The organism is Blautia sp. aa_0143 (assembly GCF_004167315.1).
Classification (GTDB): Bacteria; Bacillota; Clostridia; order Lachnospirales; family Lachnospiraceae; genus Blautia_A; species Blautia_A fusiformis.
Genome location: NZ_RCXU01000011.1, coordinates 98,227 through 121,957, shown reverse-complemented (window position 1 = coordinate 121,957; position 23,731 = coordinate 98,227). Strand labels below are relative to the sequence as shown.

General features: G+C 45.0%; 24 protein-coding genes. 1 reads left to right on the top strand and 23 read right to left on the bottom strand.

The window, feature by feature from the left end:
* Positions 1–241: 241 nt before the first annotated feature.
* The 8 genes from ruvA to rsxC all read right to left on the bottom strand — a co-directional run bounded on the left by ruvA (position 242) and on the right by rsxC (position 7,298).
* Entirely contained in the window at positions 242–853 is a 612-nt protein-coding gene (gene ruvA / locus EAI83_RS07405; RefSeq protein WP_022426699.1) for a Holliday junction branch migration protein RuvA, read from the bottom strand.
* 146 nt (positions 854–999) lie between these two features.
* Entirely contained in the window at positions 1,000–2,064 is a 1,065-nt protein-coding gene (gene trpS / locus EAI83_RS07400; RefSeq protein ID WP_129974920.1) for a tryptophan--tRNA ligase, read from the bottom strand.
* Between the two features lie 222 nt (positions 2,065–2,286).
* Positions 2,287–3,078: an RnfABCDGE type electron transport complex subunit B gene (locus EAI83_RS07395; RefSeq protein WP_129974918.1), complete on the bottom strand. Its 792-nt coding sequence runs from the start codon at positions 3,076–3,078 to the stop codon at positions 2,287–2,289.
* 13 nt (positions 3,079–3,091) lie between these two features.
* Positions 3,092–3,667, bottom strand: coding sequence for an electron transport complex protein RnfA (locus EAI83_RS07390; RefSeq protein WP_015524884.1), 576 nt, complete (start codon positions 3,665–3,667; stop codon positions 3,092–3,094).
* 16 nt (positions 3,668–3,683) lie between these two features.
* Entirely contained in the window at positions 3,684–4,388 is a 705-nt protein-coding gene (gene rsxE, locus EAI83_RS07385; RefSeq protein ID WP_129974916.1) for an electron transport complex subunit RsxE, read from the bottom strand.
* Positions 4,389–4,402: 14 nt separating this feature from the next.
* Positions 4,403–4,981: an RnfABCDGE type electron transport complex subunit G gene (locus tag EAI83_RS07380; RefSeq protein ID WP_129974913.1), complete on the bottom strand. Its 579-nt coding sequence runs from the start codon at positions 4,979–4,981 to the stop codon at positions 4,403–4,405.
* Positions 4,981–5,958 (bottom strand): RnfABCDGE type electron transport complex subunit D, encoded by a 978-nt coding sequence (locus EAI83_RS07375; RefSeq protein ID WP_059085673.1) that lies wholly within the window; start codon positions 5,956–5,958, stop codon positions 4,981–4,983. Before EAI83_RS07375 ends, EAI83_RS07380 begins: the two co-directional genes overlap by 1 nt.
* Before the next feature lie 14 nt (positions 5,959–5,972).
* Positions 5,973–7,298 (bottom strand): electron transport complex subunit RsxC, encoded by a 1,326-nt coding sequence (rsxC, locus tag EAI83_RS07370; protein WP_021650509.1) that lies wholly within the window; start codon positions 7,296–7,298, stop codon positions 5,973–5,975.
* 479 nt (positions 7,299–7,777) lie between these two features.
* On the opposite strand from rsxC, the gene EAI83_RS07365 reads away from it, so the two are divergent.
* Positions 7,778–8,797, top strand: coding sequence for a ribonuclease H-like domain-containing protein (locus EAI83_RS07365; RefSeq protein WP_129974911.1), 1,020 nt, complete (start codon positions 7,778–7,780; stop codon positions 8,795–8,797).
* A 102-nt stretch (positions 8,798–8,899) separates the two neighbouring features.
* On the opposite strand, the gene rpsA is transcribed toward EAI83_RS07365, so the two are convergent.
* The 15 genes from rpsA to EAI83_RS07290 form a co-directional block, all read right to left on the bottom strand.
* Entirely contained in the window at positions 8,900–9,976 is a 1,077-nt protein-coding gene (gene rpsA / locus EAI83_RS07360) for a 30S ribosomal protein S1 (protein ID WP_015524876.1), read from the bottom strand.
* On the bottom strand, positions 9,957–10,823 hold the full coding sequence (gene ispH, locus EAI83_RS07355; RefSeq protein ID WP_114002443.1) for a 4-hydroxy-3-methylbut-2-enyl diphosphate reductase: 867 nt from the start codon (positions 10,821–10,823) through the stop codon (positions 9,957–9,959). Before ispH ends, rpsA begins: the two co-directional genes overlap by 20 nt.
* A complete protein-coding gene (cmk, locus tag EAI83_RS07350; protein ID WP_015524874.1) occupies positions 10,820–11,485 on the bottom strand; it encodes a (d)CMP kinase in 666 nt (221 codons plus the stop codon). The genes ispH and cmk overlap by 4 nt, the downstream gene beginning before the upstream one ends.
* A gap of 25 nt (positions 11,486–11,510) precedes the next feature.
* Positions 11,511–12,740 carry an NAD(P)/FAD-dependent oxidoreductase gene (locus EAI83_RS07345; RefSeq protein ID WP_092070645.1) on the bottom strand — a complete coding sequence of 410 codons (1,230 nt, stop codon included), beginning with the start codon at positions 12,738–12,740 and terminating at the stop codon, positions 11,511–11,513.
* Between the two features lie 103 nt (positions 12,741–12,843).
* Positions 12,844–14,256, bottom strand: a complete 1,413-nt coding sequence (locus tag EAI83_RS07340; protein ID WP_118608840.1) for an oxaloacetate decarboxylase subunit alpha — start codon at positions 14,254–14,256, stop codon at positions 12,844–12,846.
* A 36-nt stretch (positions 14,257–14,292) separates the two neighbouring features.
* Complete coding sequence (locus tag EAI83_RS07335) at positions 14,293–15,441, bottom strand: sodium ion-translocating decarboxylase subunit beta (protein WP_015524871.1); 1,149 nt, start codon at positions 15,439–15,441, stop codon at positions 14,293–14,295.
* 15 nt (positions 15,442–15,456) lie between these two features.
* Complete coding sequence (locus EAI83_RS07330) at positions 15,457–15,837, bottom strand: biotin/lipoyl-containing protein (protein WP_015524870.1); 381 nt, start codon at positions 15,835–15,837, stop codon at positions 15,457–15,459.
* A 23-nt stretch (positions 15,838–15,860) separates the two neighbouring features.
* The gene (locus EAI83_RS07325) at positions 15,861–16,622 is read right to left on the bottom strand and encodes an OadG family transporter subunit (protein ID WP_021650514.1); all 762 of its coding nucleotides are present in this window, start codon (positions 16,620–16,622) and stop codon (positions 15,861–15,863) included.
* Between the two features lie 13 nt (positions 16,623–16,635).
* Complete coding sequence (locus EAI83_RS07320) at positions 16,636–18,072, bottom strand: acyl-CoA carboxylase subunit beta (protein ID WP_021650515.1); 1,437 nt, start codon at positions 18,070–18,072, stop codon at positions 16,636–16,638.
* Positions 18,073–18,213: 141 nt separating this feature from the next.
* On the bottom strand, positions 18,214–19,437 hold the full coding sequence (locus EAI83_RS07315; protein WP_129974909.1) for a D-alanyl-D-alanine carboxypeptidase family protein: 1,224 nt from the start codon (positions 19,435–19,437) through the stop codon (positions 18,214–18,216).
* A gap of 112 nt (positions 19,438–19,549) precedes the next feature.
* Positions 19,550–20,347, bottom strand: coding sequence for a zinc dependent phospholipase C family protein (locus EAI83_RS07310; RefSeq protein WP_129974907.1), 798 nt, complete (start codon positions 20,345–20,347; stop codon positions 19,550–19,552).
* 73 nt (positions 20,348–20,420) lie between these two features.
* Positions 20,421–20,990 carry an SMC-Scp complex subunit ScpB gene (gene scpB, locus EAI83_RS07305; protein WP_021650518.1) on the bottom strand — a complete coding sequence of 190 codons (570 nt, stop codon included), beginning with the start codon at positions 20,988–20,990 and terminating at the stop codon, positions 20,421–20,423.
* A gap of 23 nt (positions 20,991–21,013) precedes the next feature.
* Positions 21,014–21,799, bottom strand: a complete 786-nt coding sequence (locus EAI83_RS07300; protein WP_059085667.1) for a segregation and condensation protein A — start codon at positions 21,797–21,799, stop codon at positions 21,014–21,016.
* 9 nt (positions 21,800–21,808) lie between these two features.
* Positions 21,809–22,615 carry a metallophosphoesterase gene (locus EAI83_RS07295; protein ID WP_129974905.1) on the bottom strand — a complete coding sequence of 269 codons (807 nt, stop codon included), beginning with the start codon at positions 22,613–22,615 and terminating at the stop codon, positions 21,809–21,811.
* Position 22,616: 1 nt separating this feature from the next.
* Positions 22,617–23,651 (bottom strand): molybdopterin-binding protein, encoded by a 1,035-nt coding sequence (locus EAI83_RS07290; RefSeq protein ID WP_129974903.1) that lies wholly within the window; start codon positions 23,649–23,651, stop codon positions 22,617–22,619.
* Between the last annotated feature and the right edge of the window lie 80 nt (positions 23,652–23,731).

Genomic DNA, 23,731 nt, shown 5'->3' with positions numbered 1-23,731 from the left:
GCAGACAGAAGATCTGACTCCAGAATGCATCTTTCATGGTCTAACTCCATTATATTTATCATCCTTTTTCTTATATCGACGGATATGTATTTATGAACTAATTGTTCTTTTTCAGTATACTACATCAGGGAAAGGAGAACAAGTGTTTCTTTTATACTATAGAGATTTTTTTGAGCAGATATGCTCAGATGTGCAATTCATCTCACCATCTGAAGAGGTGGGAGAATTCTTGCTACATTTGTTAAAAATTTTTCAGTGCAGCCCGAAGAATTGCTTCTACATCATCTGCCGGCACATCTTCCGGTACCTTTCGTACTGCACGAAGGGCATCTGCAGAACTGTATCCTAATGCGACAAGCGCCTCCACCGCTTCCTGACGACTATCCCTCAGATCAGATGCTCCCTCAGCTGCTTCTTCCTGTTGATGCGCCAGTTTCATCTCAAAAGCATCTTCCAGCTTCAGCTTGTCTTTCAGCTCCAAGATCATTTTCTGGGCTGTCTTTTTCCCGATTCCAGGGGCCTTGGAGATTGTTTTTACATCATCGGAAAGCACTGCAAAACGAAGCTCGTCTGCACTGATCCCGGAAAGGATACCCAGAGCGCCTTTAGGTCCGACTCCGTTGACACCGATCAGAAGCTTGAACATGCCAAGATCATCCTTCGAAAAAAAACCATATAGCTGTAGAATATCCTCCCGCACATAGAGAAAGGTATGGATCTTCTTTTCATCGCCTATCCGTGCTTTCCCAAGATCCTGTCCTGTCATATAAATCTCATAACCAATTCCGCCATTTTCCACAACCAGACAATTTTCACCGATATCTGCTACGGTACCTTTTACAAAAGAAATCAAATCTCAAGGCTCCTTCCCTGAAACAGCTGAACATCTGTTTCCCATATGAACGCAATAGTAACATAATTTTCAAAAAAAATCAACCCGGAATACAATCTCCGGGTTGATCCTGTATACAAGCCTGTGATTCCTCTCGCTGTTTTCTATCACTGATTAAGGAAATCCTGATCCTCAAAATAATTGATCCGCATAGAAGAACGGACATCATGAAGCGTTGCGGCAGCTTTTTCTCTGGCAACCTCTGTACCGGCTTTCAGGATATCGAACACATCTTCGGTTCGCTGCTCCCACATTTTCCTTCTTCCACGGATCGGTCCAAGCTCTGCCTGCATAACATTATTCAGGAACTTCTTGACTTTCACATCACCAAGGCCACCTCTCTGATAGTGAGCCTTAAGTTCATCCAGATTCTGATACTCTGGCAGAAATTCAGCAAAATGTTCCGGGCGGCTGAAGGCATCCAGATAGATAAATACCGGATTTCCCTCTACACGACCAGGATCCTGAACACGAAGATGGTTCGGATCTGTGAACATGGACATGATCTTTTTCTTCACAACATCTTCTTCATCAGACAGATAGATGCAGTTTCCGAGAGATTTACTCATCTTAGCCTTTCCGTCAATTCCCGGAAGACGTAAGCATGCTTTATTGGAAGAAAGAACAATTTCCGGATCTGTCAGCGTATCACCGTAAACGGTATTGAATTTATGGACGATCTCCTTGCACTGCTCAAGCATCGGAAGCTGATCTTCACCTACCGGTACATGTGTTGCACGGAAAGCAGTAATATCAGCAGCCTGACTGATCGGATAGCAGAAAAAGCCTACCGGGATGCTAGCTTCAAAATTACGCATCTTAATCTCGGATTTAACGGTAGGATTACGCTGTACTCGTGCTACCGTAACCAGATTCATATAATAAAAGGTAAGTTCTGTCAGCTCCGGAACCATGGACTGGATAAAAATATTGGATTTCTCCGGATCAAGCCCGCATGCCAGATAGTCCAGAGCAACCTGAAGAATGTTATGGCGTACTTTCTCCGGATGCTCTGCATTATCTGTAAGTGCCTGGGCATCTGCGATCATAATATAAATCTCATCATATAAGCCGGAATTCTGCAGCTTCACACGCTCTGCCAGAGATCCAACATAATGACCTACATGAAGGCGCCCCGTCGGGCGGTCGCCAGTTAAAATAATCTTACTCATGAATTTCGTTCTCCTTGAAGTATACTGAATATTTATATCCTATTATAGCCCCTTGAAATTCACCGGTCAAATATTTTTAACCGGAAACTGCAATTTTTCATTGAAATATAACCAAAAGCTTGTACGTATTTATTTATGCATTATCGGGCACAACATGCTTTATTCCAAAAAAGAACTGCCACGTCACTCGGAAAACTTCCGTGACAGGCAGTCCTTTTTGTTTTACAGAATCACATGTCTTGGGCAAACTTCCTTACATTTACCGCAGCCTGTACACTTATTGTAATCGATGTGTGCACAGAAATCGGTAACTGTGATCGCCTCGGACGGACAATTCTTCTCACATTTTTTACAGCCGATACAGCCAAGCTCGCAGGCAGTTGTAACTGCCTTACCTTTTGCGTGGGAGCTGCAGGCTACACGTGTCTGTTTGTCATATGGTACCAGCTCGATCAGGTGACGCGGACATTTGGCAACACATTTGCCACAGGCTTTACATGCTTCCTGATCTACGACCGCAATACCATTCACTATATGGATCGCATCAAATGGACATGCCTTTACACAGCTTCCGAAGCCCATACATCCAAATGTACAGTTTTTTGCACCGCTGCCAGGGATGAAAGCCATCATCTCGCAGTCTTCCACACCTGTGTACTCATATTTCACAGTCGTCTTATCACAGGTTCCCGCACATTTTACAAAAGCAACCTGACGTGCGGTTTCTTTTACTTCCTGTCCCATGATCGCGCCAATCTTGGCTGCAACAGGAGCACCGCCAACCGGACACTGATCTACAGGAGCTTCTCCCTTTGCAATTGCGGCAGCGAGTCCGGAACATCCCGGATATCCACAACCACCACAGTTATTTCCTGGAAGAACGCCGAGAATGGCTTCTTCCTTTTCATCTACCTTAACGGTTAATTTCTTGTCTGCAAGTCCGAGGAAGATACCAATGAATAAACCAGTACCGCCGACAATGACTGCAGCCATAATAATTCCTGTTATACTCATGCTCTTCTTCCTCCTATACGATTCCGGAGAATCCAAAGAATGCAATAGCCATCAGTGCTGCCGTAAGCAGAACGATCGGCATACCCTGGAAGGATTCCGGAATATCGTTGTATTCCATTTTTTCACGGATTCCCGCAAGTAATACAATTGCGATCAGGTAACCTACACCTGTGGCAAATCCGTTGACAACACTTTCAAGAATGCTGTATTCATATTTAACGTTGTTCAGTGCTACACCAAGAACTGCACAGTTTGTTGTGATCAGAGGAAGGTATACACCAAGTGCCTTGTAAAGGGATGGTACAAATTTCTTGAGAAACATTTCTACAATCTGTACCAGTGCCGCGATAACCAGGATAAATACGATCGTTTTCAGATACTCAAAATGGGTCGGTACCAGGATGAATTTATAAAGCAGTCCTGCAACAAAAGATGCAATAGTAATAACAAACACAACTGCACCACCCATGCCGGCTGCGGTTTCTGTTTTCTTGGAAACTCCAAGGAAAGAACAGATTCCTAGGAACTGACTCAATACAACGTTACTGCAAAGCGCAGAACCAATTGCGATCAACATCAAGCTTGCCATTTTCTATTCCCCCTTTTTATTCTTTGTCGGAAGGACATCCGCCGCAGGTCGCACAATTGGAGCCACAGCCGGACTGGATCTTGGAAACATCTTTGCCCTTCTTTGCCATGTTGATCTTTATTTTGTTCTGGATCGCTGCAAGTCCGGCAAGAACCAGAAATGCTCCAGGTGCAAGGATAAAGATAGTGATCGGGGTATAGCCGGCAGCACCGGTAGCTGCATCAGCAACCGGAATGATCTGTGCTCCGAAAGCCTTTCCAGAACCAAGGATCTCTCTTACAAGACCAATGGCAACCAGGCCCACTGTAAAGCCAAGACCCATTCCAAGTCCGTCAAAGATAGACGGAAGGACAGGGTTCTTGGAAGCATAACTCTCTGCACGTCCCAGAATGATACAGTTAACAACGATCAGTGGAATGTAAATTCCAAGTGACTCATAAAGAGAAGGAGTAAAGCCTTCCATCAGAAACTGTACGATAGTTACAAAAGATGCTACAACTACGATAAAGGCCGGCATTCTGACGGAGTCTGGAATAACCTTACGCAGCATGGAGATGAGCATGTTTGACATAACCAGAACTACGGTTGTGGAAAGTCCCATACCAATACCATTGATCGCAGAAGTCGTTACCGCAAGGGTAGGACACATACCAAGCATCAGGACGAAAATCGGATTTTCGGTTATAATGCCGTTTTTTAATCTTTCACCACAATTATTCATATTCAACTACCCTCCTAAAATGCGTTTTTGCAATAGCCGATAGCTGTATTGACTGCACCGGTAAAAGCTCTGGATGTGATGGTCGCACCACTGATAGCATCAATAGGCTCACCTTCGCCGCCGTCCTTGGATACATAGAATTTATCGGTATTCTTTTCAACATACTGTTCCTGGAACTTCGCTTCTGTAGCACGCATTCCAAGTCCGGCAGTCTCACTGATGGAAAGAATGGAAACGCCGCTGACGGTACCGTCTTTTGTTACACCAACTGTGATCTGGATATCACCGCCGTAACCTTCTTTATCGGTTACAGTTACCACATAGCCTTCATCTGCTGCTTCACAGACTTCATCTACGGTTGCTTTGATTCCAAGATCTGCAGCTGTTTTATCTGCTGCTTCCTTGTCTACATCTACAGCTTTAAAATCTTCCAGGCTTACATCACTGAATACAGTCTGCCATGCTTCTTTTTTTGCCTGTTCCTCGGTTCTTGCAATGGGTTCTTTGGTAACTTCGTAAACCAGTCCAAGGCCAAGGCCGGCAACTACTGTAATGATCGTAAGGATCAATGTATTTCTGATAATCTTACCCATTATTTCTTGCCTCCTTTTCCAAAAGCAACCGGTTTTGTTACTTTTTCAATAAGCGGAACCAGAAGATTGCAGAAAATGATCGCATAGGAAACGCCCTCTGCGGAACCACCAAAGAGACGGAATACCGCTGTCACGATACCGAGGCAGCAGCCATATACCAGCTGACCTTTCGGAGTGATCGGAGTCGTCACATAATCGGTTGCCATAAACCAGGCTCCAAGCATCAGACCTCCTCCAAAGATATGGCTGAAAAGATAGTTTACATCAAAGCCTTTGCCTGTTCCCAGCATATAGAAAATGACAAATATTGCAAAACTTCCAATATATGTAAGAGGTACCTTCAGATCGATGATCTTAAATGCAAGAAGGATCACTGCACCGATGAGGATCGCCAGGGCAGAAGTCTCACCGATGGTACCCTGGATATTACCAAGGAAGAGATTCTTTACAGGAATAGAAGTCCCCTCAATGAATCCCTGGCTTTTAAGCGCTGCCAGAGGTGTTGCCTGTGTAACCGCATCTACAACAGCATGGGAGCTTTTGGAAACTGCAAAGTTAGTCATTTTTCCGGCAAAAGAGATCATAAGGAAACATCTTCCTGCAAGAGCCGGGTTCATAAAGTTCTGTCCAAGTCCACCGAACAGCTGTTTTACAACAATGATCGCAAAAGCACTGCCAAGGATCGGCATCCAGATCGGGATCTGGGGCGGCATGTTCAGTGCAAGCAGAAGTCCTGTTACAACTGCACTGAAATCAGTAGTTGTATTCTTTTTATGCATCAGTCGGTCATACAGCCATTCAAAAAACACACTGGATGCAACCGTCGCCAGCACTACAAGGAGTGCATGCACTCCAAAGTTCCAGATACCGAAAAGTGTTGTCGGCAGAAGTGCGATCACTACCAGCTGCATAATACGGCTGGTGGTCATTTTATCCCTGATATGGGGATTAGATGATACGTTATACATTTGTTCCATTGTTATTCCTCCCCCTATTTCTTTTTCTTGCGCTCTGCAAGAACCATTTTTCTCATAGATTTAATACTCTGAGTCAGAGGTCGTTTGGCCGGACAGATGTAACTGCAGCAGCCGCACTCGCAGCATTCCATACCATCCATTTTTTCGAAGCCTGCCATATCGCCGTGTTCTGCAAGAGTTGCAAGGCGGGCCGGAACCACATGGCCCGGACAGACGCTTACACAACGTCCGCAATTGATACATGCAGTCTGGATCTGCTTCGCCTCGGAAACTGCGTCACGCTCCAGGAAAAGCAGGGAAGAAGTTGTCTTCGTACATGGAATATGAAGATCATACAGCGCAAATCCCATCATCGGTCCGCCGGAGATTGCTTTTGCGATCTTTTCCTTCAGTCCGCCTGCAGCATCTACCAGTTCAGACAGATCTGTTCCTGTAAGAACGGAAAAGTTCTTCGGTGTACGGATACCATCTCCGGTAACCGTTACATTACGGCTGATAACCGGCTGTCCAAGGATCACTGCCTTATAAACAGAAGTGACGGTCTCTACGTTATCAACCACGCATCCTACGTCTGCCGGAAGCATGGTGGAATTGATCTCTCTGCCTGTTACCGCATAGATCAGTGTACGCTCACCACCCTGAGGGTATTTGGTCTTAAGCTCTTTTACTTCCATACGCTCTTTGCCTTTGATGGCTTCTTTCATCCTGGCAATACAATCCGGTTTGTTGTCCTCGATACAGATACATCCCACTGCCTTCGGGAAAGCTTTCAGGATTACTTCCAGACCACCAACAATGCTTTCCGGTTCTTCCATCATCCTTCGGTAGTCACTGGTAATATAAGGCTCACATTCCGCACCGTTGACCAGGATATGATCGATCTTGTCAGGTTCCTTTGGTGAAAGCTTTACATGTGTCGGGAAACCTGCACCACCCTGACCAACAACTCCGCCTTCCTGAATCCTTTTCAAGATATCCTCCTTGGAAAGATCCGAAAGCTTTGCAGGTGCATATTCCACAGATTCGTACAGACCGTCATTCTCAATGATGATTGCATCACCCATGGCGCCTACTGCGGTCAGACGTTTCTCGATTCCCTTTACGGTTCCTGATACAGACGAGTGTATCGGTGCGGAAACAAATCCTCCTGCTTCTGCGATTTTCTGTCCTGCAAGCACATGATCACCTTTTTTTACGATCGGCTTGGCCGGAGCTCCGATGTGCTGAGAAACAAGAATTGCCAGATCTCCCTTCGGCAGATACTTCTCGACAGGACAGTTTTTTGACAAATCTTTGCCGTCATAAGGATGGATACCACCCCTGAAGGTTAAAAATGCCATAGATCTCATCTCCTCCTTTATTTTTGCAAGTACATGTACATGGTATTTCTGCGTTGCGCATATACTCTTTTTTAAAGTTGATTCTGTGTTTCTGATTTTCCTTTTCTTATTTCATCCAAGACAAACAAGATCTACTTCGCTCCCATAAATCATTTCGCGAAACATTACCAGCGAACAGTAACAAAGTAGCTTCTGCTTTGAGCAGGATATGTATGAAAGATTGAATCCAGACACAATCCTGTGATATACTTCGGTAGAAGATATTCACCAGCTCGTAAAAAAGCTGTAAATGAATAACTAATTTATGAAGCGATAATAGTCATTTTTTCACTGTCAATCCCTACATAAATCCAGTACCATTTCCTGTTTTTTATCATCAACTCTACTAATAACTATAACTCATTTCACTTTAAATTGCACTATTGAAAAGCAATTTTTTTGTGTATAATCAGATACAATCCATAAAGGAGAAAATTAACATGATCGTTAAAAAAATGCCGATTTTACAAGGGTTTCCAGACTTTAAGACTGTTAAAAAATTGACTAAAAATCATGGATTTTCAGAGCGTTTTGTACCGCTTTTCTATGATATTGAAACTACAGGACTATCACGAAATTCCACTTTTCTGTATCTGATCGGTGCTGTAGCCTACGAAGAAAACAACTGGCAGATGTACCAGTGGATGATTGAAAACGAAGAGGAAGAACCTGAACTTCTGAAAACATTTTCTGAATTCCTTCAGGATTTTTCATGTACGATCCAATATAACGGTGACAGCTTTGACCAGCCTTATCTGGATGCACGATATCAGATCCACGGACTCTCTTCCCCTTTTGCGGAGCTACCTTCTCTGGACCTTTACCGGGAACTAAAGCCGCTCAAGGGACTTCTAAAGCTTTCACGGATGAATCAGCCTTCTATGGAATCATTTCTCGGTATCACTGAACGGAACTACTGTGATGGAGGTGCCTGCATCCGTCTTTACAAACAATTCGCTTCCGGAAAGAAACCGGAAGCGGCAGAGATCGTTATGGGACATAACCAGGAAGATCTTCTGGGACTTGGAAAAATTTTCTCAATGCTGTCCTATCTTGCTCTTTTCAATGAAGATTACGAAGCACTAAATTGTGAAATTCAAGACGATCAATTGGCCTTTACCATTAAAACTAATTACGATCTGCCTGTTAAATTTTCAAATCATAGTGAAGAAATCTACATAATTGGACAGAATAACTGTGTCCGTCTTCTTGTAAAGTCTCAAAATGGACGTTTAAAGCAATACTACTCCAATTATAAGGATTACGATTACATCCCTTCCGAAGACACTGCCATACCAAAAGCCTTAAGTGCCTGCATGGACAAAAAGCTCCGAAGACCTGCCAAAAGGGAAACCTGTTACACCTGGTTCCCTGTAACAGAAGCTTTTCTGCATGATCCTTTAAAACAGAAAACCTATCTGAAACACTGCCTGCCATATTATCTTTCTGTTCTTAAATAATATCTCTCTGTTACGCAATTCCAATCAAAAAAAGGCCGTCACAATTAAATGTGACGGCCTCTGAAATTCAAAATATTCAACTGCTGTACAGCTTCTGAGAAATTACTCCTCTGTCTGCTCTGCAGAATTATCCTCGAGTGCTTTCATGCTGAGGCTGATCTTTCTGTCTTCGCCATTGAAATCAACAACCTTAGCCTCGATCTCCTGACCGATGGAAAGTACATCAGATGGTTTCGCAACGTGCTCTCTGGAGATCTGAGATACATGAAGAAGAGCATCTACTCCAGGTGCAAGCTCAACAAATGCACCGAAATCTGTCATACGTGCAACTTTGCCCTTTACTACGTTTCCTACTGCGAAGTCCTCAGCAGCTGTAAGCCATGGGTTCTCCTCCGGGAATTTAAGGGAAAGTGCGATCTTGTCTCCGTTGATATCTTTGATAAGAACTGTAACTTTATCACCTACGTTGAATACCTTCTTCGGGTTCTCTACTCTGCCCCAGGACATCTCAGAGATGTGAAGAAGTCCGTCTGCTCCGCCGAGGTCGATGAATGCACCGAAATCTGTAACATTCTTAACAACACCCTCAACTTTATCGCCTACGTTGATCTTAGCAAGAAGCTCTTTCTGTTTCTCAGCTTTCTCAGCAAGAAGAAGCTGTTTGCGGTTACCGATGATACGGCGTCTTCTTGGGTTGAACTCTGTGATAACGAACTCGATCTCCTGATCTGCATATTTGGAAAGATCTTTCTCATATGTGTCAGATACAAGGCTTGCAGGAATGAATACTCTTGCTTCCTCAACATTGACACAAAGACCACCGTCAAGTACCTGTGTTACAGGAGCCTTCAGAACCTCCTGGTTCTCAAATGCCTCCTCAAGACGTTTGTTGCCTTTCTCTGCAGCAAGACGTTTGTAGGTAAGTGTAACCTGTCCCTCTCCGTCGTTTACTTTGAGAACCTTTGCTTCCATGGTATCGCCAGGTTTAACAACGTCTGTAAGCACAACGCTTGAATCGTTTGTGTACTCGTTCTTTGTGATGATACCGTCTGCTTTATAGCCGATATTCAGGATGATCTCATCATCTTTAACATCGATGACGGTACCCTGTACGATCTCTCCATTTCTGATTGTTTTTACGGAATCTTCCAGCATCTGTTCAAAACTTAACTCTGACATGTTCTTGAACCTCCTCAATAATTTTCTTTGGGGTGGAAGCCCCTGCTGTAATACCTACACAACTACTGCATTGGAACATTTCAGAATCCAAGTCTACAGGTGTTTGTATATAGTAAGTATTTCCACATTCCTTTTTACATATTTCAAACAGCTTTTGAGTATTGGAGCTATGTCGGCCACCTACGACCAGCATAGTGTCTACCTCTCCGGCTATCGCTTTAGCTTCTTTCTGCCGTTCTTCGGTAGCATTACAAATAGTGTTTAAAATGTTTAAAATATTTAAAACATTATTATCATAACTCTTTTTGCGGAGAATTTCAACTAATTCTTGAAATTTGTTGTAATTAAATGTCGTCTGGGACACTACACATACTTCTTTTTCCGGAGAAATATTGAATTTCTCAGCATCCTCAGCATTTCTGATCACTGTATATGGTCCCTGACACCATCCACAGATCCCCTGGACTTCCGGATGGTCCGGATCACCGATGATCACAATATGGGCACCTCTGGAGCTTTCTCTCTCAACGATCTTGTGGATCTTCAGCACAAAAGGACAGGTAACATCTACATATCCGAGACCATATTTTTTGATCGTGTTATAAACCCTGCGGCCTACTCCATGGGAACGGATCACAACAGTGCCGCCCTTCAGGCTGCCAAGATCCTTCTCACAGATCACAGCCACACCTTTTTTTTCGAGATCTGAGACAACCTCCTCATTATGGATGATCGGGCCCAGTGTATAAATCGGTGCTGCATCGGAACCGATCAGCTCATAAACACGGTCAACTGCTCTTTGTACGCCGAAACAGAAGCCGGCAGTTTCTGCAACTTTTACATTCATCCGTTCACCCTTTTTCTGTATACGGAAAGGATACTCTCAACCACTTCGTCAATTCCCATCTCAGATGAATCAACAAGAACAGCATCCTCTGCTTTTTTAAGCGGAGAAACCGCGCGGTTCATATCTCTCTCATCTCTGTCAACGATATCTTTCAGGATCTCATCCATATCGCAGGCTTCACCCTTCTCTGTAAGCTCCAGGTATCGTCTGCTGGCACGGGTCTTTGCACTTGCAGTCAGAAAGATCTTCACTTCCGCATTGGGAAGAATGGTGGTTCCGATATCTCTTCCGTCCATAACTACATTATTCTCGGCTGCAAGATTGCGCTGCAGCTTCAGAAGATGTGCACGCACCTCCGGATTTGCAGAGCTTACAGATGCCATATTTCCTACCTCTTCCTTACGGAGGAACGCAGTTACATTCTTTCCGTTAAGGATCACCTGCTGCTCACCGTTCTCATAACGGATAGAGATATCCGCATCGTGACAGGCTTCAGAGATTTTTTCGTCACCGCTGATCCCTTTTTCCAGAAGATAAAGTGCCATGGCACGATACATTGCCCCTGTATCTACATAAATAAAGGACAGCTCCTTTGCCACTTTTTTTGCAATTGTGCTTTTTCCTGCACCTGCCGGTCCGTCAATTGCAATATTAATACCCATAATCGTTGCTCCTTCCTCTTTTCTGTTATTCTATCGCCTGAGCTGCCGCATACGCTGTAGACCATGCGATCTGAAGATTATAGCCACCGGTCACTGCATCCAGATCCAGTACTTCACCTGTAAAATACAGATTTTTTATTTTTTTGGATTCCATTGTGGATGGCTGTATCTCTTTTACTGACACACCGCCTCTTGTGATGATCGCTTCCTTAAACTCTCCCATTCCCGTGATCGTAAACGGAAAAGCCTTGATCAGACGGCCAAAAGCCTGACGCTCTTCCCTGGAGATCTCATGTACCGGTTTTTCCCCGGGGATACCGCCAATTTCGATCATGATCGGAGTCAGAGAAGACGGAAAAAGAACACCGATCACATTTTTAAACTGCTTGTTATGATTTGCATCAAATTCACGCAGGATCCGGGCGTCAAGCTGTTCTGCATCAAGCGCCGGCTTTAGATCCAGGAAAGCCTCCAAAGGCTCCTTTTCCAGCTTTTTGCCGATCTGGGCACTGGCGGAAAGGATCAGCGGTCCTGTCACTCCGAAATGAGTAAACATCATCTCGCCGAAATCTTTATAGAGAACTTTTTTGCCGGATTTTACTGTAAGCTCCACATTCCGAAGGGAAAGGCCCTGAAGTTTGGAGACATAATCTTCTTTTGCCACCAGTGGTACCAGTGATGGTGACTGGGAAACAACTTTATGTCCCGTTTCAGCAGCAAAACGATATCCATCTCCTGTGGAACCTGTGGACGGGTAGGAAAGCCCTCCTGTGGCAACTACCACAGTATCCGCTTCAAAAAAGGTACCGTCCGAAAGTAATACACCGGTAACTTTTTCATCCTGTGTACAAACTTCCTTTACCTCTGTATGAAGATGGATCTGCGCTCCGGATTTTTTCAGTTCCCGCTCAAGCGCACGGATAATATCTGATGAATGATCCGATACCGGAAAAACCCGGTTTCCACGCTCTGTTTTCAGCGGCACTCCTGCCTCCTCAAAAAATTCCATCACATCTCTGCTTCCATAGGTGTAGAAAGCACTGTAAAGAAATTTGCGGTTTGACATCACTGCCGGAAAAAGTTCTTCGGTATCGGAATCATTGGTGACGTTGCATCGTCCCTTTCCGGTGATGAAAAGCTTTTTTCCGAGTTTCTCATTTTTTTCCAGTATGTGAACCTGGTGTCCTCTGCGCGCAGCATATACACCGCAGAGCATTCCGGCGGCACCGCCGCCTATGATCGCAACTTTGGACATTACCTGTTATCCTGCCTTTTTTATCTTTTTTATGCACAAAGGAGCCTGCATACAGCAAGCTCCTTTTCCTGTTTTGAAATGCATCTGCATTTCTATGTGTGCTTTATACCGGGTATGCGCCGTTCTTGGTATCTGCTACAGTCTCATCAACTTTTGTCTTCTGAGCCTGGCGATATTTAAAGAAGTCCATGGCAACCTGCGGGAACAGTGCATATGTGAGAACATCCTCATCCTGCTCCTTGTACTGTACCATCTCACTCTCAAGCTTATCAAGCTCATCCTCCAGAAGATCTGCCGGACGGCATGTGATCGGTTCAATATCTCCGATACATTTTTTCTGTACTTCCGGATTGAACGGTCTGGCTGTTGCGCCATACTTACCACTTAACACGTCTTTTGTCTCTTTTGTGACAACCTTGTAACGCTCGCCCATGATCACGTTAAATACAGCCTGTGTACCAACGATCTGAGAGGACGGTGTAACAAGCGGTGGCTCACCAAGGTCTTTACGTACACGCGGAACTTCCTCAAGTACTTCGTAGAATTTATCCTCGGCATGCTGCTCTTTCAGCTGTGATGTCAGGTTGGAAAGCATTCCGCCTGGTACCTGATACAGAAGAGTCTTGATGTTTACACCAAGGTTCTTCGGATTGAGAAGACCTGTATCAAGAGCCTCATCACGCATCGGACGGAAGTAGTCAGCGATCTCAGCGAGAAGCTGCTGATCAAATCCTGTATCATATGGTGTTCCCTTGAAGGTCTCAACCATAACCTCTGTTGCCGGCTGGGATGTTCCAAGAGCAAACGGAGACATTGCTGTGTCGATGATGTCAACACCTGCCTCTACTGCCTTCATATATGTCATGGAAGCAACACCGGATGTATAGTGAGAATGAAGATCGATCGGGATCTTAACAGTCTCTTTGAGAGCCTGAACAAGCTCTGTAGCCTTGTACGGAACAAGAAGTCCTGCCATATCTTTGATACAGATGGAATCTGCACCCATATCTTCGATACGTTTTGCAAGATCTGTCCAGTAATCAAGTGTGTAAGCATCACCTAGTGTGTAAGCCATTGCAACCTGTGCATGTGCTTTCTCCTTGTTTGCTGCTTTTACAGCTGTCTGAAGGTTACGAAGGTCATTCATACAGTCAAAGATACGGATGATATCGATACCGTTAGCTGCGGATTTCTGTACAAAATACTCTACTACATCATCTGCATATGGACGATATCCAAGGATGTTCTGTCCACGGAACAGCATCTGAAGCTTTGTGTTTTTGAAACCGTCACGAAGTTTACGAAGTCTTTCCCACGGATCCTCTTTCAGGAAACGTAAGGAAGCATCGAAAGTAGCACCGCCCCAGCACTCTACTGCATAGTAGCCGACTTTGTCAAGCTTCTCAATGATCGGAAGCATCTGCTCTGTGCTCATACGTGTAGCGATCAGGGACTGATGAGCGTCACGCAGGATCGTTTCCACAACTTTCACAGGTTTTTTCTCTATTTCTGCCATAATTATTCTCCTTACAAATTTTTATAAGACAATGGGTTAGACACCAAAGATCGCCATGAATGTACCGGCAGCAACCGCTGTACCGATAACACCAGCAACGTTCGGTCCCATCGCATGCATCAGCAGGAAGTTTGTAGGATCTGCCTCAGCACCAACCTTCTGGGATACACGGGCTGCCATAGGAACGGCAGAAACACCGGCTGATCCGATCAGAGGATTGATCTTTCCGTGAGTAACCTTGCAGAGAAGCTTACCAAGCATAACACCACCAAAAGTACCGCAGGCAAAGGCAACAAGACCAAGAACTACGATCTTCAGTGTATCTACGTTCAGGAACGCCTCAGCACTTGTGGAAGCACCTACAGATGTTCCGAGAAGGATTACTACGATGTACATAAGAGCGTTGGAAGCTGTTTCAGAAAGCTGTTTAACAACTCCGGACTCACGGAACAGGTTTCCGAGCATCAGCATACCAACAAGGGGAGCTGTTGTCGGAAGGATCAGGCAAACAACGATTGTGATAACGATCGGGAAAAGGATCTTCTCAAGTTTTGTAACAGGACGGAGCTGCGCCATTTTGATCTTACGCTCTTTCTCTGTTGTGAAAGCCTTCATGATCGGAGGCTGGATGATCGGTACCAGGGACATATAGGAATATGCTGCCACTGCGATCGGTCCCATAAGAGAAGACTGTCCAAGCTTACCTGCAAGGAAAATGGAAGTCGGGCCGTCAGCACCACCAATGATAGAGATCGCTGCTGCTGCTTTACCATTAAATCCAAGGAAAATTGCAAGGAAGTATGCAAGGTAAATACCAAGCTGTGCAGCTGCTCCCATCAGGAAGCTGATCGGGTTTGCGATCAGCGGACCGAAGTCTGTCATCGCACCGACACCCAGGAAGATCAGTGAAGGAAGAATACTCCACTCATCCATTAAGTAAAAATAATGAAGAAGTCCGCCAACGCCATTGGATGAATCCTCAATGCTCAGCATAATGTCCGGATAAATATTTACCAGAAGCATACCAAAAGCGATCGGAACCAACAGCAGCGGCTCAAAACCATGTTTAATGGCAAGATATAAGAACACACATGCCACTGCGATCATCAGGTAGTTTCCCCAAGTAAGGTTGAAAAATGCTGTCTGATGGATCAGGTTTGACAGGGTATTTGTTACATAAGACATTTGTCTACCTCCTGTTTAGTTCATTGTTGCAAGAGTATCTCCATTTTCAACGGCAGCACCCTCTGCAACATCGATGCTGGCGATTGTTCCGTCCTGAGGAGCAACAACCGGGATCTCCATCTTCATGGACTCAACGATCACTACGCTGTCACCAGCTTTTACGCTCTGTCCAACAGATGCAACGATTTTTACAACTTTTCCAGGAACGGCTGCGGAAACTTTAACAGAACCTGCGCCTGCTGCCGGAGCTGCTGCCTTAGGAGCTGCTGCCGGAGCTGCCTTAGGAGCCGGAGCTGCTGCTTTTGGTGCTGCTGCAACTGGAGCTGCTGCGTTTCCGTTCTCTTCTACAGTAACTTCATATGCTGTTCCGTTAACAGTAATTGTATAACTCTTCATTTTAAAATCCTCCTAAATAATGATTATCTTTTTCTGCGGTTGACTTTGCGGATGGAACGTACTACGAATCCGTCTGTGCTTGTTTTGCCTTCAGAAGCAGCGATCGCTGCGGCGATCACGGCAATAAGCTCACCATCATCTGTCACATCCTCAACAGCAGGCTCAGCAACTGGTGCTGCAACCGGAGCCGGTGCTGCGGCTGCCGGAGCCGGTTTGCTCTCTTTTTTCTTTCCTTCCACAAGTCCGGGAATATATTTGAAAAGAGAGATCACGAAGATCAGGAATACCAGGATCACAAATACTGTTCCGAGACCCATCACTGTATTCATCGCTGCCTTCTCCATGTTCTGTGCCAGTGTATAATTCACATCAACTGTAAGAGAAGTCGGGGTTCCTGATTTATCAAATACATAAGTGAAATTCGCTTTGTTTTTCTCGAAGGATACCGGAACAACAACGGTATACTGATCATCGGAATACTCCACTGTGATATCTTTCTCATCAATATCACCTTTTTTCTCACCAAGCTCTTCTCTGGAGCCATCCCATGCACTTGCAGCACTCTGTGTGAAAGCATCCTCTGATTCCAGATATCCCTGGATATCATCCTCGGACATTGCGATGATCGCATCCGTCAGGCCCTTGGTTGTTGTGACAAGCTGACTCTTTACAGAATCATCAATCTCATCAGCAGCCCATGCAGTAGCTGTGCATCCGATCAGAAGTGCAGCTACGCAAAGAAGTGCCATGCAGACAGAAGAGATCTTTTTATAAAACTGTCTCATACGCTCACCTCACTTAGACTGTTCCATGCTTTTTGGATGGACGGTCTTCCCTTTTTGTGAACAGCATCTCAAAAGCACCGATTACATATTTTCTTGTATCTTCTGCTTTGATCACAGTATCCACATATCCTCTTGCTGCTGCAGATGCGATACCGTTCTGGAGTTCTTTGTACTCAGCTGCCTTCTCATTCAGTGTAGAAGCGTCAGCTCCCTCATACATGATCTTTGCTGCAAGGGAAGCATCCATCATACCGATCTCAGCTGTATCCCATGCATAAACCATATCTGCTCCGACAGATTTGCTGTTCATGGCAACGTATGCAGTTCCGTATGCTTTACCAATTACAACATTTACCTTCGGTACAGTCGCAGATGCAAAAGCATGTACCATCTCACCTACGGATTTAGCCATCATCTTCTCATTGCAGAGTGTAGCTTTAAATCCTGTTACATTAGTAAGAGTAAGTACCGGAATCTCAAAAGCATCACAGAATTTTACGAAGTCTGCTGCTTTTCTTGCACCTCTTGCAGAAAGAGTTCCGTCGGAAATCTCTGTCTTATTGCCATCAGCATCGTAAGATTCGCTTCTGTTTGCAACAGCGCCAACGGTAGCTCCGTTCAGACGAAGGAAGCCTGTTACGACATCCTGGCCGTAAGCTGCCTTTGTTTCAAAAAACTCACCATTATCAGCGATTCTTGAAAGCGCAATAGCTGTGTCGCCTGTGCAGCCTGCAATATCATCACATACTCTGTTCAGGTCATCTGTGCATTCCTTGAAGCTGTCATTGTCTTCATTATTCTCCGGAAGCATGCTGACCAGTGTACGGATCTGTCCAAGGATCTCCTCTTCTGTTCCGATGCCGTCAACAAGTCCTGTCTCCTCACTCTGGAACTGTGCGGAAGCTGAATCGCATTTTTCCACTCTGTTTCCTTCCAGTGCATTTGGAGTGTTTACAAACAGTCTGCCCTTCTTCTCCTCTACAAATGTAAAGTCTGTAAGAGCCGGTACAACTGCCATTCCACCGCCGCATGTTCCGAAAACAGCAGTGATCTGTGGAATAACACCGGATGCCAGTGTCTGTTTCAGATAGATCTCACCAAATGCCTCAAGTGCATCGGTAGCCTCCTGAAGACGAAGTCCCGCACAGTCTACAAGACCGATAACAGGTGCTCCAACTTTCAGAGCGAGATCATAAATTTTGGCGATCTTTTTGGCATGCATCTCACCAACTGTTCCGTTCAGTACAGATGCATCCTGGCTGTATACATACACCAGACTGCCGTCAATCACACCATATCCGGTGATCACACCGTCTGAAGGTGCTTTTTTTTCAGTCATGTTGAAATCCGTAGCTCTGGCTGTGACAGCCTGTCCGATCTCAACAAAACTGTTGGCGTCAAGCAGGGAATTGATCCTTGCAGCCGCTACGCTTTGTGTCGCATTACTCATTATACTATGCCCTCCATTTTTTTATTAATATAACCAAAAATTCAGCCGAGTATAATTGTACCTTTTTTTTGCAGAAAATTCAATACTTTTCGTCACGAACGTTAAAAAATTAACCCCTGACATATGCCAGGGGTCGCTAAATTAATGGAAATAATCCTTAAATACTTTATCCACATACCATTTATAGGTAATTCTGTCGATTTTGTCATCGGCGGTTACAAGGCAGGAAAGGAGTTCTTTTCCGTTGAGCTTTGCATGGAGTGTACCGATCTTCTGGTTTTTCTGTATTGGTGCCTGGAGCTTATCCGGAAGCTCCGTTTCCCATGTGATCGTTTCTGTTTTTTTCAGAAGATATCTTTTCTCACGATCTTTTTCAGAAAGTACTGCGTGTATTTTCAGCATAACCTGTTTGGGAGGATATCCGGAACGATCGGACTTTTGCGGATATGGATCTTCTTTTCCCGGTGCTGCTTCTGTTACCGGGATCTCAGGCAGCTGTGGAAGCTCCGGCAGCATCATATACTGATAATTTTCCCTGCCATAGGAAAGAAGCTTCTTAGTATCGCTCCATTTATAATTTTTATTTCCGGGCCATCCGCATCCCAGAAGAGCCACGATAAATAATCGCTCGTCCTGTCGGACTGCGCAGACATAACAATATCCAGCATTTCCTGTAAATCCTGTTTTTCCGGAGATCACTCCTGTTTCCATATCCAGGAAAGCATTGGTATTATGTACCGAATAATGCTTTTTTCCTGAGATATCCGTGAAAGTATAATCTCTAGTCTGGGTAATATGGACAAATGTTGCATTTTTTATTGCATACGCCATGATCAAGGCAAGATCCCGGGCTGTTGTATGATGGATACCGCCTTCATCTTCTCCATCCAGACCATTGGGTGTAACAAAATGTGTGTCCTTACATCCCAGCTCTTTTGCTTTTTCATTCATCTTCTCTGCAAAACCTTCTACGGAGCCGCCGATATGTTCCGCGATGGCCACTGCGGAATCATTATGGCTTTTCAGCATCAGGGAATAGAGAAGATCCTCCAAATAAAACTGCTGGCCTTCCCGCATGCCAAGACGTGTCTGTGGCTGAGATGCCGCATTCCTGGAAACCTGTACGTAATCATCTCCCTTTGCCAGCTCCAGAGCAAGAATACAGGTCATTACCTTTGTGGTGCTGGCATTCGGCCGTCCTTTGTATGCTTCTTTTCCGTACAGCACACGGCCGGTCTCCCCATCCATGAGAACTGCAGAAAGTGCATATAGATTTTCGTCATCTGCCGCCTTTACCGGAAAGATCTGACAAATAATAAGGACCGCTGTCATCAGCACGACAGCGGCCGTACACCGTTTGCTCATAATGCATCACCCCGTACACGGTTCATATAACTGTTTACAGTAACTGTTATATTTAATTTTATGCGGGGATAGCATCCGGATATCACTTGTATCTGTTGTCTGCCGGGATCGATCATCCGTTAAAGGTCAGGTCCCATCTGTCAGAAAGATGCCCTGGCCTGACTGCCAGTGCAGCAAGCTCTTCCAGCATATCCGGTGCCTTGGCAAGTGCCTCTTCCATCAGACTGTCCAGCTTAAGAAGCTCCTCCTTACAGTCGATCTCCGGCTCCGGGCTCATAAAAAATTCGGTAATAAACGCAGATATCTTTTTTCCTGCGGGGGAAAGGGCATGTTCCGAAAGGCGTCTCTTCCTTCCTCCATCATCACATACCAAAATACAGGTGAATATCTTCATCATTTTCAATGACAGATAAATGTTCCAGGTACGGATCGCCGGTAGTACCTGGTGTATCGTCCATGCACTGAGAAAACTGGCACGGATCCCATGCGACGGATAAAAACGCAATGGATCTTTGCCGGTTTCATACATCAGCATACGGTCAAATTCCTTCTCAAAGAGCGTATGTGAGATTTTCCCCTCGGCAGCTACCTGATTGACGTAAGGATGACAGGTAGAATCCAGGATATAATGACATCCGAACCCCAGCAGGTAAGCCATCAGTGCAGGATTTTTTTCCTCTCGGACCTTCGCCATGCCCTTTTCAAAGAATTCTCTTGCTTTCCGTCCATGCATCTGCACTCCGTACTGTGTCACCGGATTTTTGGATATAAAATAATAAAACAGGATATCCGGACCATGCTGTCCGATCCGGTACAGATTTCCGTTGCTTCGGATCAGATGCTGTAATTTTGCGGAAAGTTTCCGGTAAACCCTTTTTCCAAAAAGATCATGTGCGTATGTTGTGGGCATTTTCGTCACTCCTCTTCTGTTTTCTGATCTGTCCGGCAGGTCCCGGTAAACCGGCATCTGTCCGTGTTATTTGTTATACGTCCAGCTTCAGCTGGATCTCTTCCTCTGCTTCCGCCTTGAAATCCTCCAGCTGGACCGGATCCATTTCCGGAAGGTCTTCCAGCCCATGGACACCAAAGCAACGCAGAAATTCTTCGGTGGTTCCCAGGAGGATCGGGCGACCCGGAGCATCCAGACGTCCAAGTTCTCTCACCAGATCATAATCCATCAGCTTATTGATGGCATGATCACATTTTACCCCTCGGATCTTTTCGATCTCTGCTTTTGTAACGGGCTGTTTGTAGGCAATGATCGAAAGGGTTTCAAGCATAACGTCTGTCAGCGTGGGTTTCTTTGGCTGCGCTGCGATCCGGATAAGAGAATCATAGTATTCTTTTTTTGTACAAAGCTGAAAGGAGTTTTCGAGCTCTATGATCTGGATCCCCCGCTCTTCTTCCTGATAACGGATCATCATATTTCGGATGATATTTTCCGTTGTTGTCGGATCCTGACGGATCGCTCTGGCAATACGGGGTAATTCCACTGCTTCTCCCATTGCAAACAGGATGGCTTCGATTTCTCCTTCAATTCGTTTGATTTCCACTTATTGTCCTCATTCCTACTATATTATTCATCTGCGAACTCTGTCAGATTCTTCCATGTGTCCGGATCCGTGATAACTTCCACATGAATATCATCAAAAAGATCTTCCTGTTCTGCATGAACATGTCCCATTTTCATCAATTCCAGAATTGCCAGAAATGTCACGATCAGCTGTATTTTGGAATGCTGGTTTTCCATCAGCCTGCGAAAGCTGAATTTTCGGTGAGTTTTTGCATATTCCTTCATTTCCAGCAATTTATCGGAAAGTGATATTTCCTCTTTTTCGATCCTTCCGAATTTACTTCGGATCGGATCGATCTTATTTTCCTGTCTGCGGATCAAAGCCTGATAGATCGCACTCATCCGCTCCAATGTCAGACCCCGGAGAAGTTCCTGGGGATCAGACGGTGGAGTATACTGTAGCACTTCTTCCGGAAGATCCTGTTTTCGGTAATAAACCCCTGCCGCATCTCCAAGCCTGTCCCGTAATTCATAGGACATATATTTGTACATCTTATATTCCAGCAGCTTCTGCACAAGCTCTGCTCTGGGGTCCTCCTCTTCTCCTTCCTCATTCACTTCTTTCGGAAGAAGCATTTTACATTTGATATCCAGAAGAGTAGCTGCCATGACAAGAAATTCACTCATGATCCCCAGATCTTCTTTTTCCATGGAATGCAGATATTCCATATACTGATCTGTGATCTCCACAATAGGAATATCATAGATATCGATCTTGTTTTTGTCGATCAGGTGAAGCAGAAGATCCAGAGGGCCTTCAAATACATTCAGCTTAACAGATAATGCCATAGGGTTTCCTCATTTCATTTTTTCGGAAGGTTTTATATCGATCACCAGCAGTTCCCTTGGATTATGGATCCGAAGGGGAATGGTATGTTCTCCAAGTCCAGCACTGACGATCATATGCTGATCCCCTTTGTGAAAGTCTCCACAGCAAAACGGCGGAAGAAACAGATATTGAGGAGATGAAAGACCGTAATGTTCACTAAGGCGGACAACGCCTCCGTGATAGTGTCCGGACAGGATCAGATCCGCGCCCCATTCAAAATAGGTTTTTCCGTATTTTGGATTATGTGCCAGCAGGATCTGCATCCCTTTATCTTCAGGTTTTCCGATCAGTTCTTCCATCACTTCTTTTTTCAGCTTCGGTGATCTCGGCTTGTGATAATATTTGATGGGAAGCTCCAGGCCCCAGAAACAGAAGTGCTCTCCCTGCAGGACCATAGCTTCATGTCCGTTCCTTAAAATATGCACGCCAGCTTTTTTCAGTGCCTTTTCATATTTCGCATAATATGGCCGATATTCTTCGGAAAGGCACATTTTATATTCATGATTACCAAGTGCATAATACACGGGAAAATCCCTGGCAAGCTCTGTCAGCAGCTTACATGCAGTTACCAGAGTATCCGTTTCTGTACGTACAGCCATGTCGCCGGCAGAAAGGATCACGTCCGGGGCAAGTTTTCGGATCGTCTCTGTCAGCCGTATATTGTCTTTTCCGTAGGATATCCCGTGAAGATCCGCAAGAAGGATCATCCGCACGCCCTGTGGGGCATGGATCTTGTCCATATGGATCTCATATTGTTTGATTCTGAATTTTTTCATATTATTTTCCAAATCCGCAGTTCGGGAAAGTGCAAACCGGACAGTTCAGACAAAGTCCGCCCTCTCCCAGCCTGGCGATCTCCTCTGCCTTGATCTCATCATCCGCCATTACTCTGGGCAGGATCAGATCAAATACCGTTCTTTTTGCGTACATGACGCAGCCCGGAAGTCCAAGTACCGGTATGGATCTTCCGTTCCTCTCAAGATATGCCACAAGCAGCATAGCTCCCGGAAGTACAGGTGCTCCATAGGTTACGATTTTTGCTCCGGTATCCCGGATCCCGCCCGGAGTACGATCATCGGGATCCACACTCATTCCGCCGGTACAGATGATCAGATCTGCTCCTGCATCTGCGAAAGAAAGAATTGCCTTTGTGATCTCTTCCTTATCATCTCCCGGCATCACCTGGCCTGTCACTTCTGTCGGAAACCCGGAAAGCTTTTCCCGGAGTACCGGTGTGAAGGTATCCTGGATCAGTCCTTTTTTGATCTCACTTCCGGTTGTGACGATCCCTACTTTTTTCTGCTGGTAAGGGAGAATGTCAAAGATCGGAAGGTTTCCTGCTGCCTTCTCTGCTGCATCCATTTTCTCTTTCTCGATCACAAGCGGAATGATCCTGGTTCCTGCAACCTTATCACCTTTTTTTATCGGAAAATCGCCATGTCTGGAAGCAATCATCATTTCTCCCAGAGAATTCACAGCCACAAGTGCATCACGACGTATTTTCAGAATACCATCGATCTTTGATACCACCTCGATCTTACCTTCTTTGATCTCAGTTCCATGTACTTTGGAAGAATTTCCAGCACAGATTTTGTAAAGGATCTCTGCAGCTTCATTTTCGTGAAGAATCCCCGGTTTTTTCTCCCACACAAAAAGGTGTTCTTTTCCTACAGAGAGCAGCAGTGGTATATCCTCTTCTTTCACTACATGCCCCTTTTTGAAAAGAACGCCTTTTTTCTCATCTTTTATGATCTGCGTGATATCATGGCACAGAATGTGTCCCACTGCGTCTTCTGTTCTGATTTCTTTCATCCAAAATCCCTTCCCTGTTCTGCTATTTCTTCAATCCGTTGTATTATACATCCAGTCTGCCCTTTTTGTCAAAATATGTT

Coding starts and splice junctions, on each gene's coding strand:
- cmk (WP_015524874.1), bottom strand. CDS start 11,485: ATGGGTATTAATATTGCAATTGACGGACCGGCAGGTGCAGGAAAAAGC.
- ispH (WP_114002443.1), bottom strand. CDS start 10,823: ATGAATGTAAAAGTTGCAGAAACTGCCGGCTTCTGTTTCGGCGTACAA.
- EAI83_RS07390 (WP_015524884.1), bottom strand. CDS start 3,667: ATGGCAAGCTTGATGTTGATCGCAATTGGTTCTGCGCTTTGCAGTAAC.
- EAI83_RS07375 (WP_059085673.1), bottom strand. CDS start 5,958: ATGGAACAAATGTATAACGTATCATCTAATCCCCATATCAGGGATAAA.
- rsxE (WP_129974916.1), bottom strand. CDS start 4,388: ATGAATAATTGTGGTGAAAGATTAAAAAACGGCATTATAACCGAAAAT.
- EAI83_RS07330 (WP_015524870.1), bottom strand. CDS start 15,837: ATGAAGAGTTATACAATTACTGTTAACGGAACAGCATATGAAGTTACT.
- EAI83_RS07335 (WP_015524871.1), bottom strand. CDS start 15,441: ATGTCTTATGTAACAAATACCCTGTCAAACCTGATCCATCAGACAGCA.
- rpsA (WP_015524876.1), bottom strand. CDS start 9,976: ATGTCAGAGTTAAGTTTTGAACAGATGCTGGAAGATTCCGTAAAAACA.
- EAI83_RS07290 (WP_129974903.1), bottom strand. CDS start 23,651: ATGAAAGAAATCAGAACAGAAGACGCAGTGGGACACATTCTGTGCCAT.
- EAI83_RS07300 (WP_059085667.1), bottom strand. CDS start 21,799: ATGGCATTATCTGTTAAGCTGAATGTATTTGAAGGCCCTCTGGATCTT.
- EAI83_RS07320 (WP_021650515.1), bottom strand. CDS start 18,072: ATGAGTAATGCGACACAAAGCGTAGCGGCTGCAAGGATCAATTCCCTG.
- trpS (WP_129974920.1), bottom strand. CDS start 2,064: ATGAGTAAGATTATTTTAACTGGCGACCGCCCGACGGGGCGCCTTCAT.
- EAI83_RS07315 (WP_129974909.1), bottom strand. CDS start 19,437: ATGAGCAAACGGTGTACGGCCGCTGTCGTGCTGATGACAGCGGTCCTT.
- EAI83_RS07310 (WP_129974907.1), bottom strand. CDS start 20,347: ATGCCCACAACATACGCACATGATCTTTTTGGAAAAAGGGTTTACCGG.
- EAI83_RS07295 (WP_129974905.1), bottom strand. CDS start 22,615: ATGAAAAAATTCAGAATCAAACAATATGAGATCCATATGGACAAGATC.
- rsxC (WP_021650509.1), bottom strand. CDS start 7,298: ATGGCATTTTTAACCTTCAGGGGTGGTATCCATCCTTATGACGGCAAA.
- EAI83_RS07365 (WP_129974911.1), top strand. CDS start 7,778: ATGATCGTTAAAAAAATGCCGATTTTACAAGGGTTTCCAGACTTTAAG.
- EAI83_RS07345 (WP_092070645.1), bottom strand. CDS start 12,740: ATGTCCAAAGTTGCGATCATAGGCGGCGGTGCCGCCGGAATGCTCTGC.
- EAI83_RS07325 (WP_021650514.1), bottom strand. CDS start 16,622: ATGAGACAGTTTTATAAAAAGATCTCTTCTGTCTGCATGGCACTTCTT.
- EAI83_RS07380 (WP_129974913.1), bottom strand. CDS start 4,981: ATGGGTAAGATTATCAGAAATACATTGATCCTTACGATCATTACAGTA.
- EAI83_RS07395 (WP_129974918.1), bottom strand. CDS start 3,078: ATGAGTATAACAGGAATTATTATGGCTGCAGTCATTGTCGGCGGTACT.
- EAI83_RS07340 (WP_118608840.1), bottom strand. CDS start 14,256: ATGGCAGAAATAGAGAAAAAACCTGTGAAAGTTGTGGAAACGATCCTG.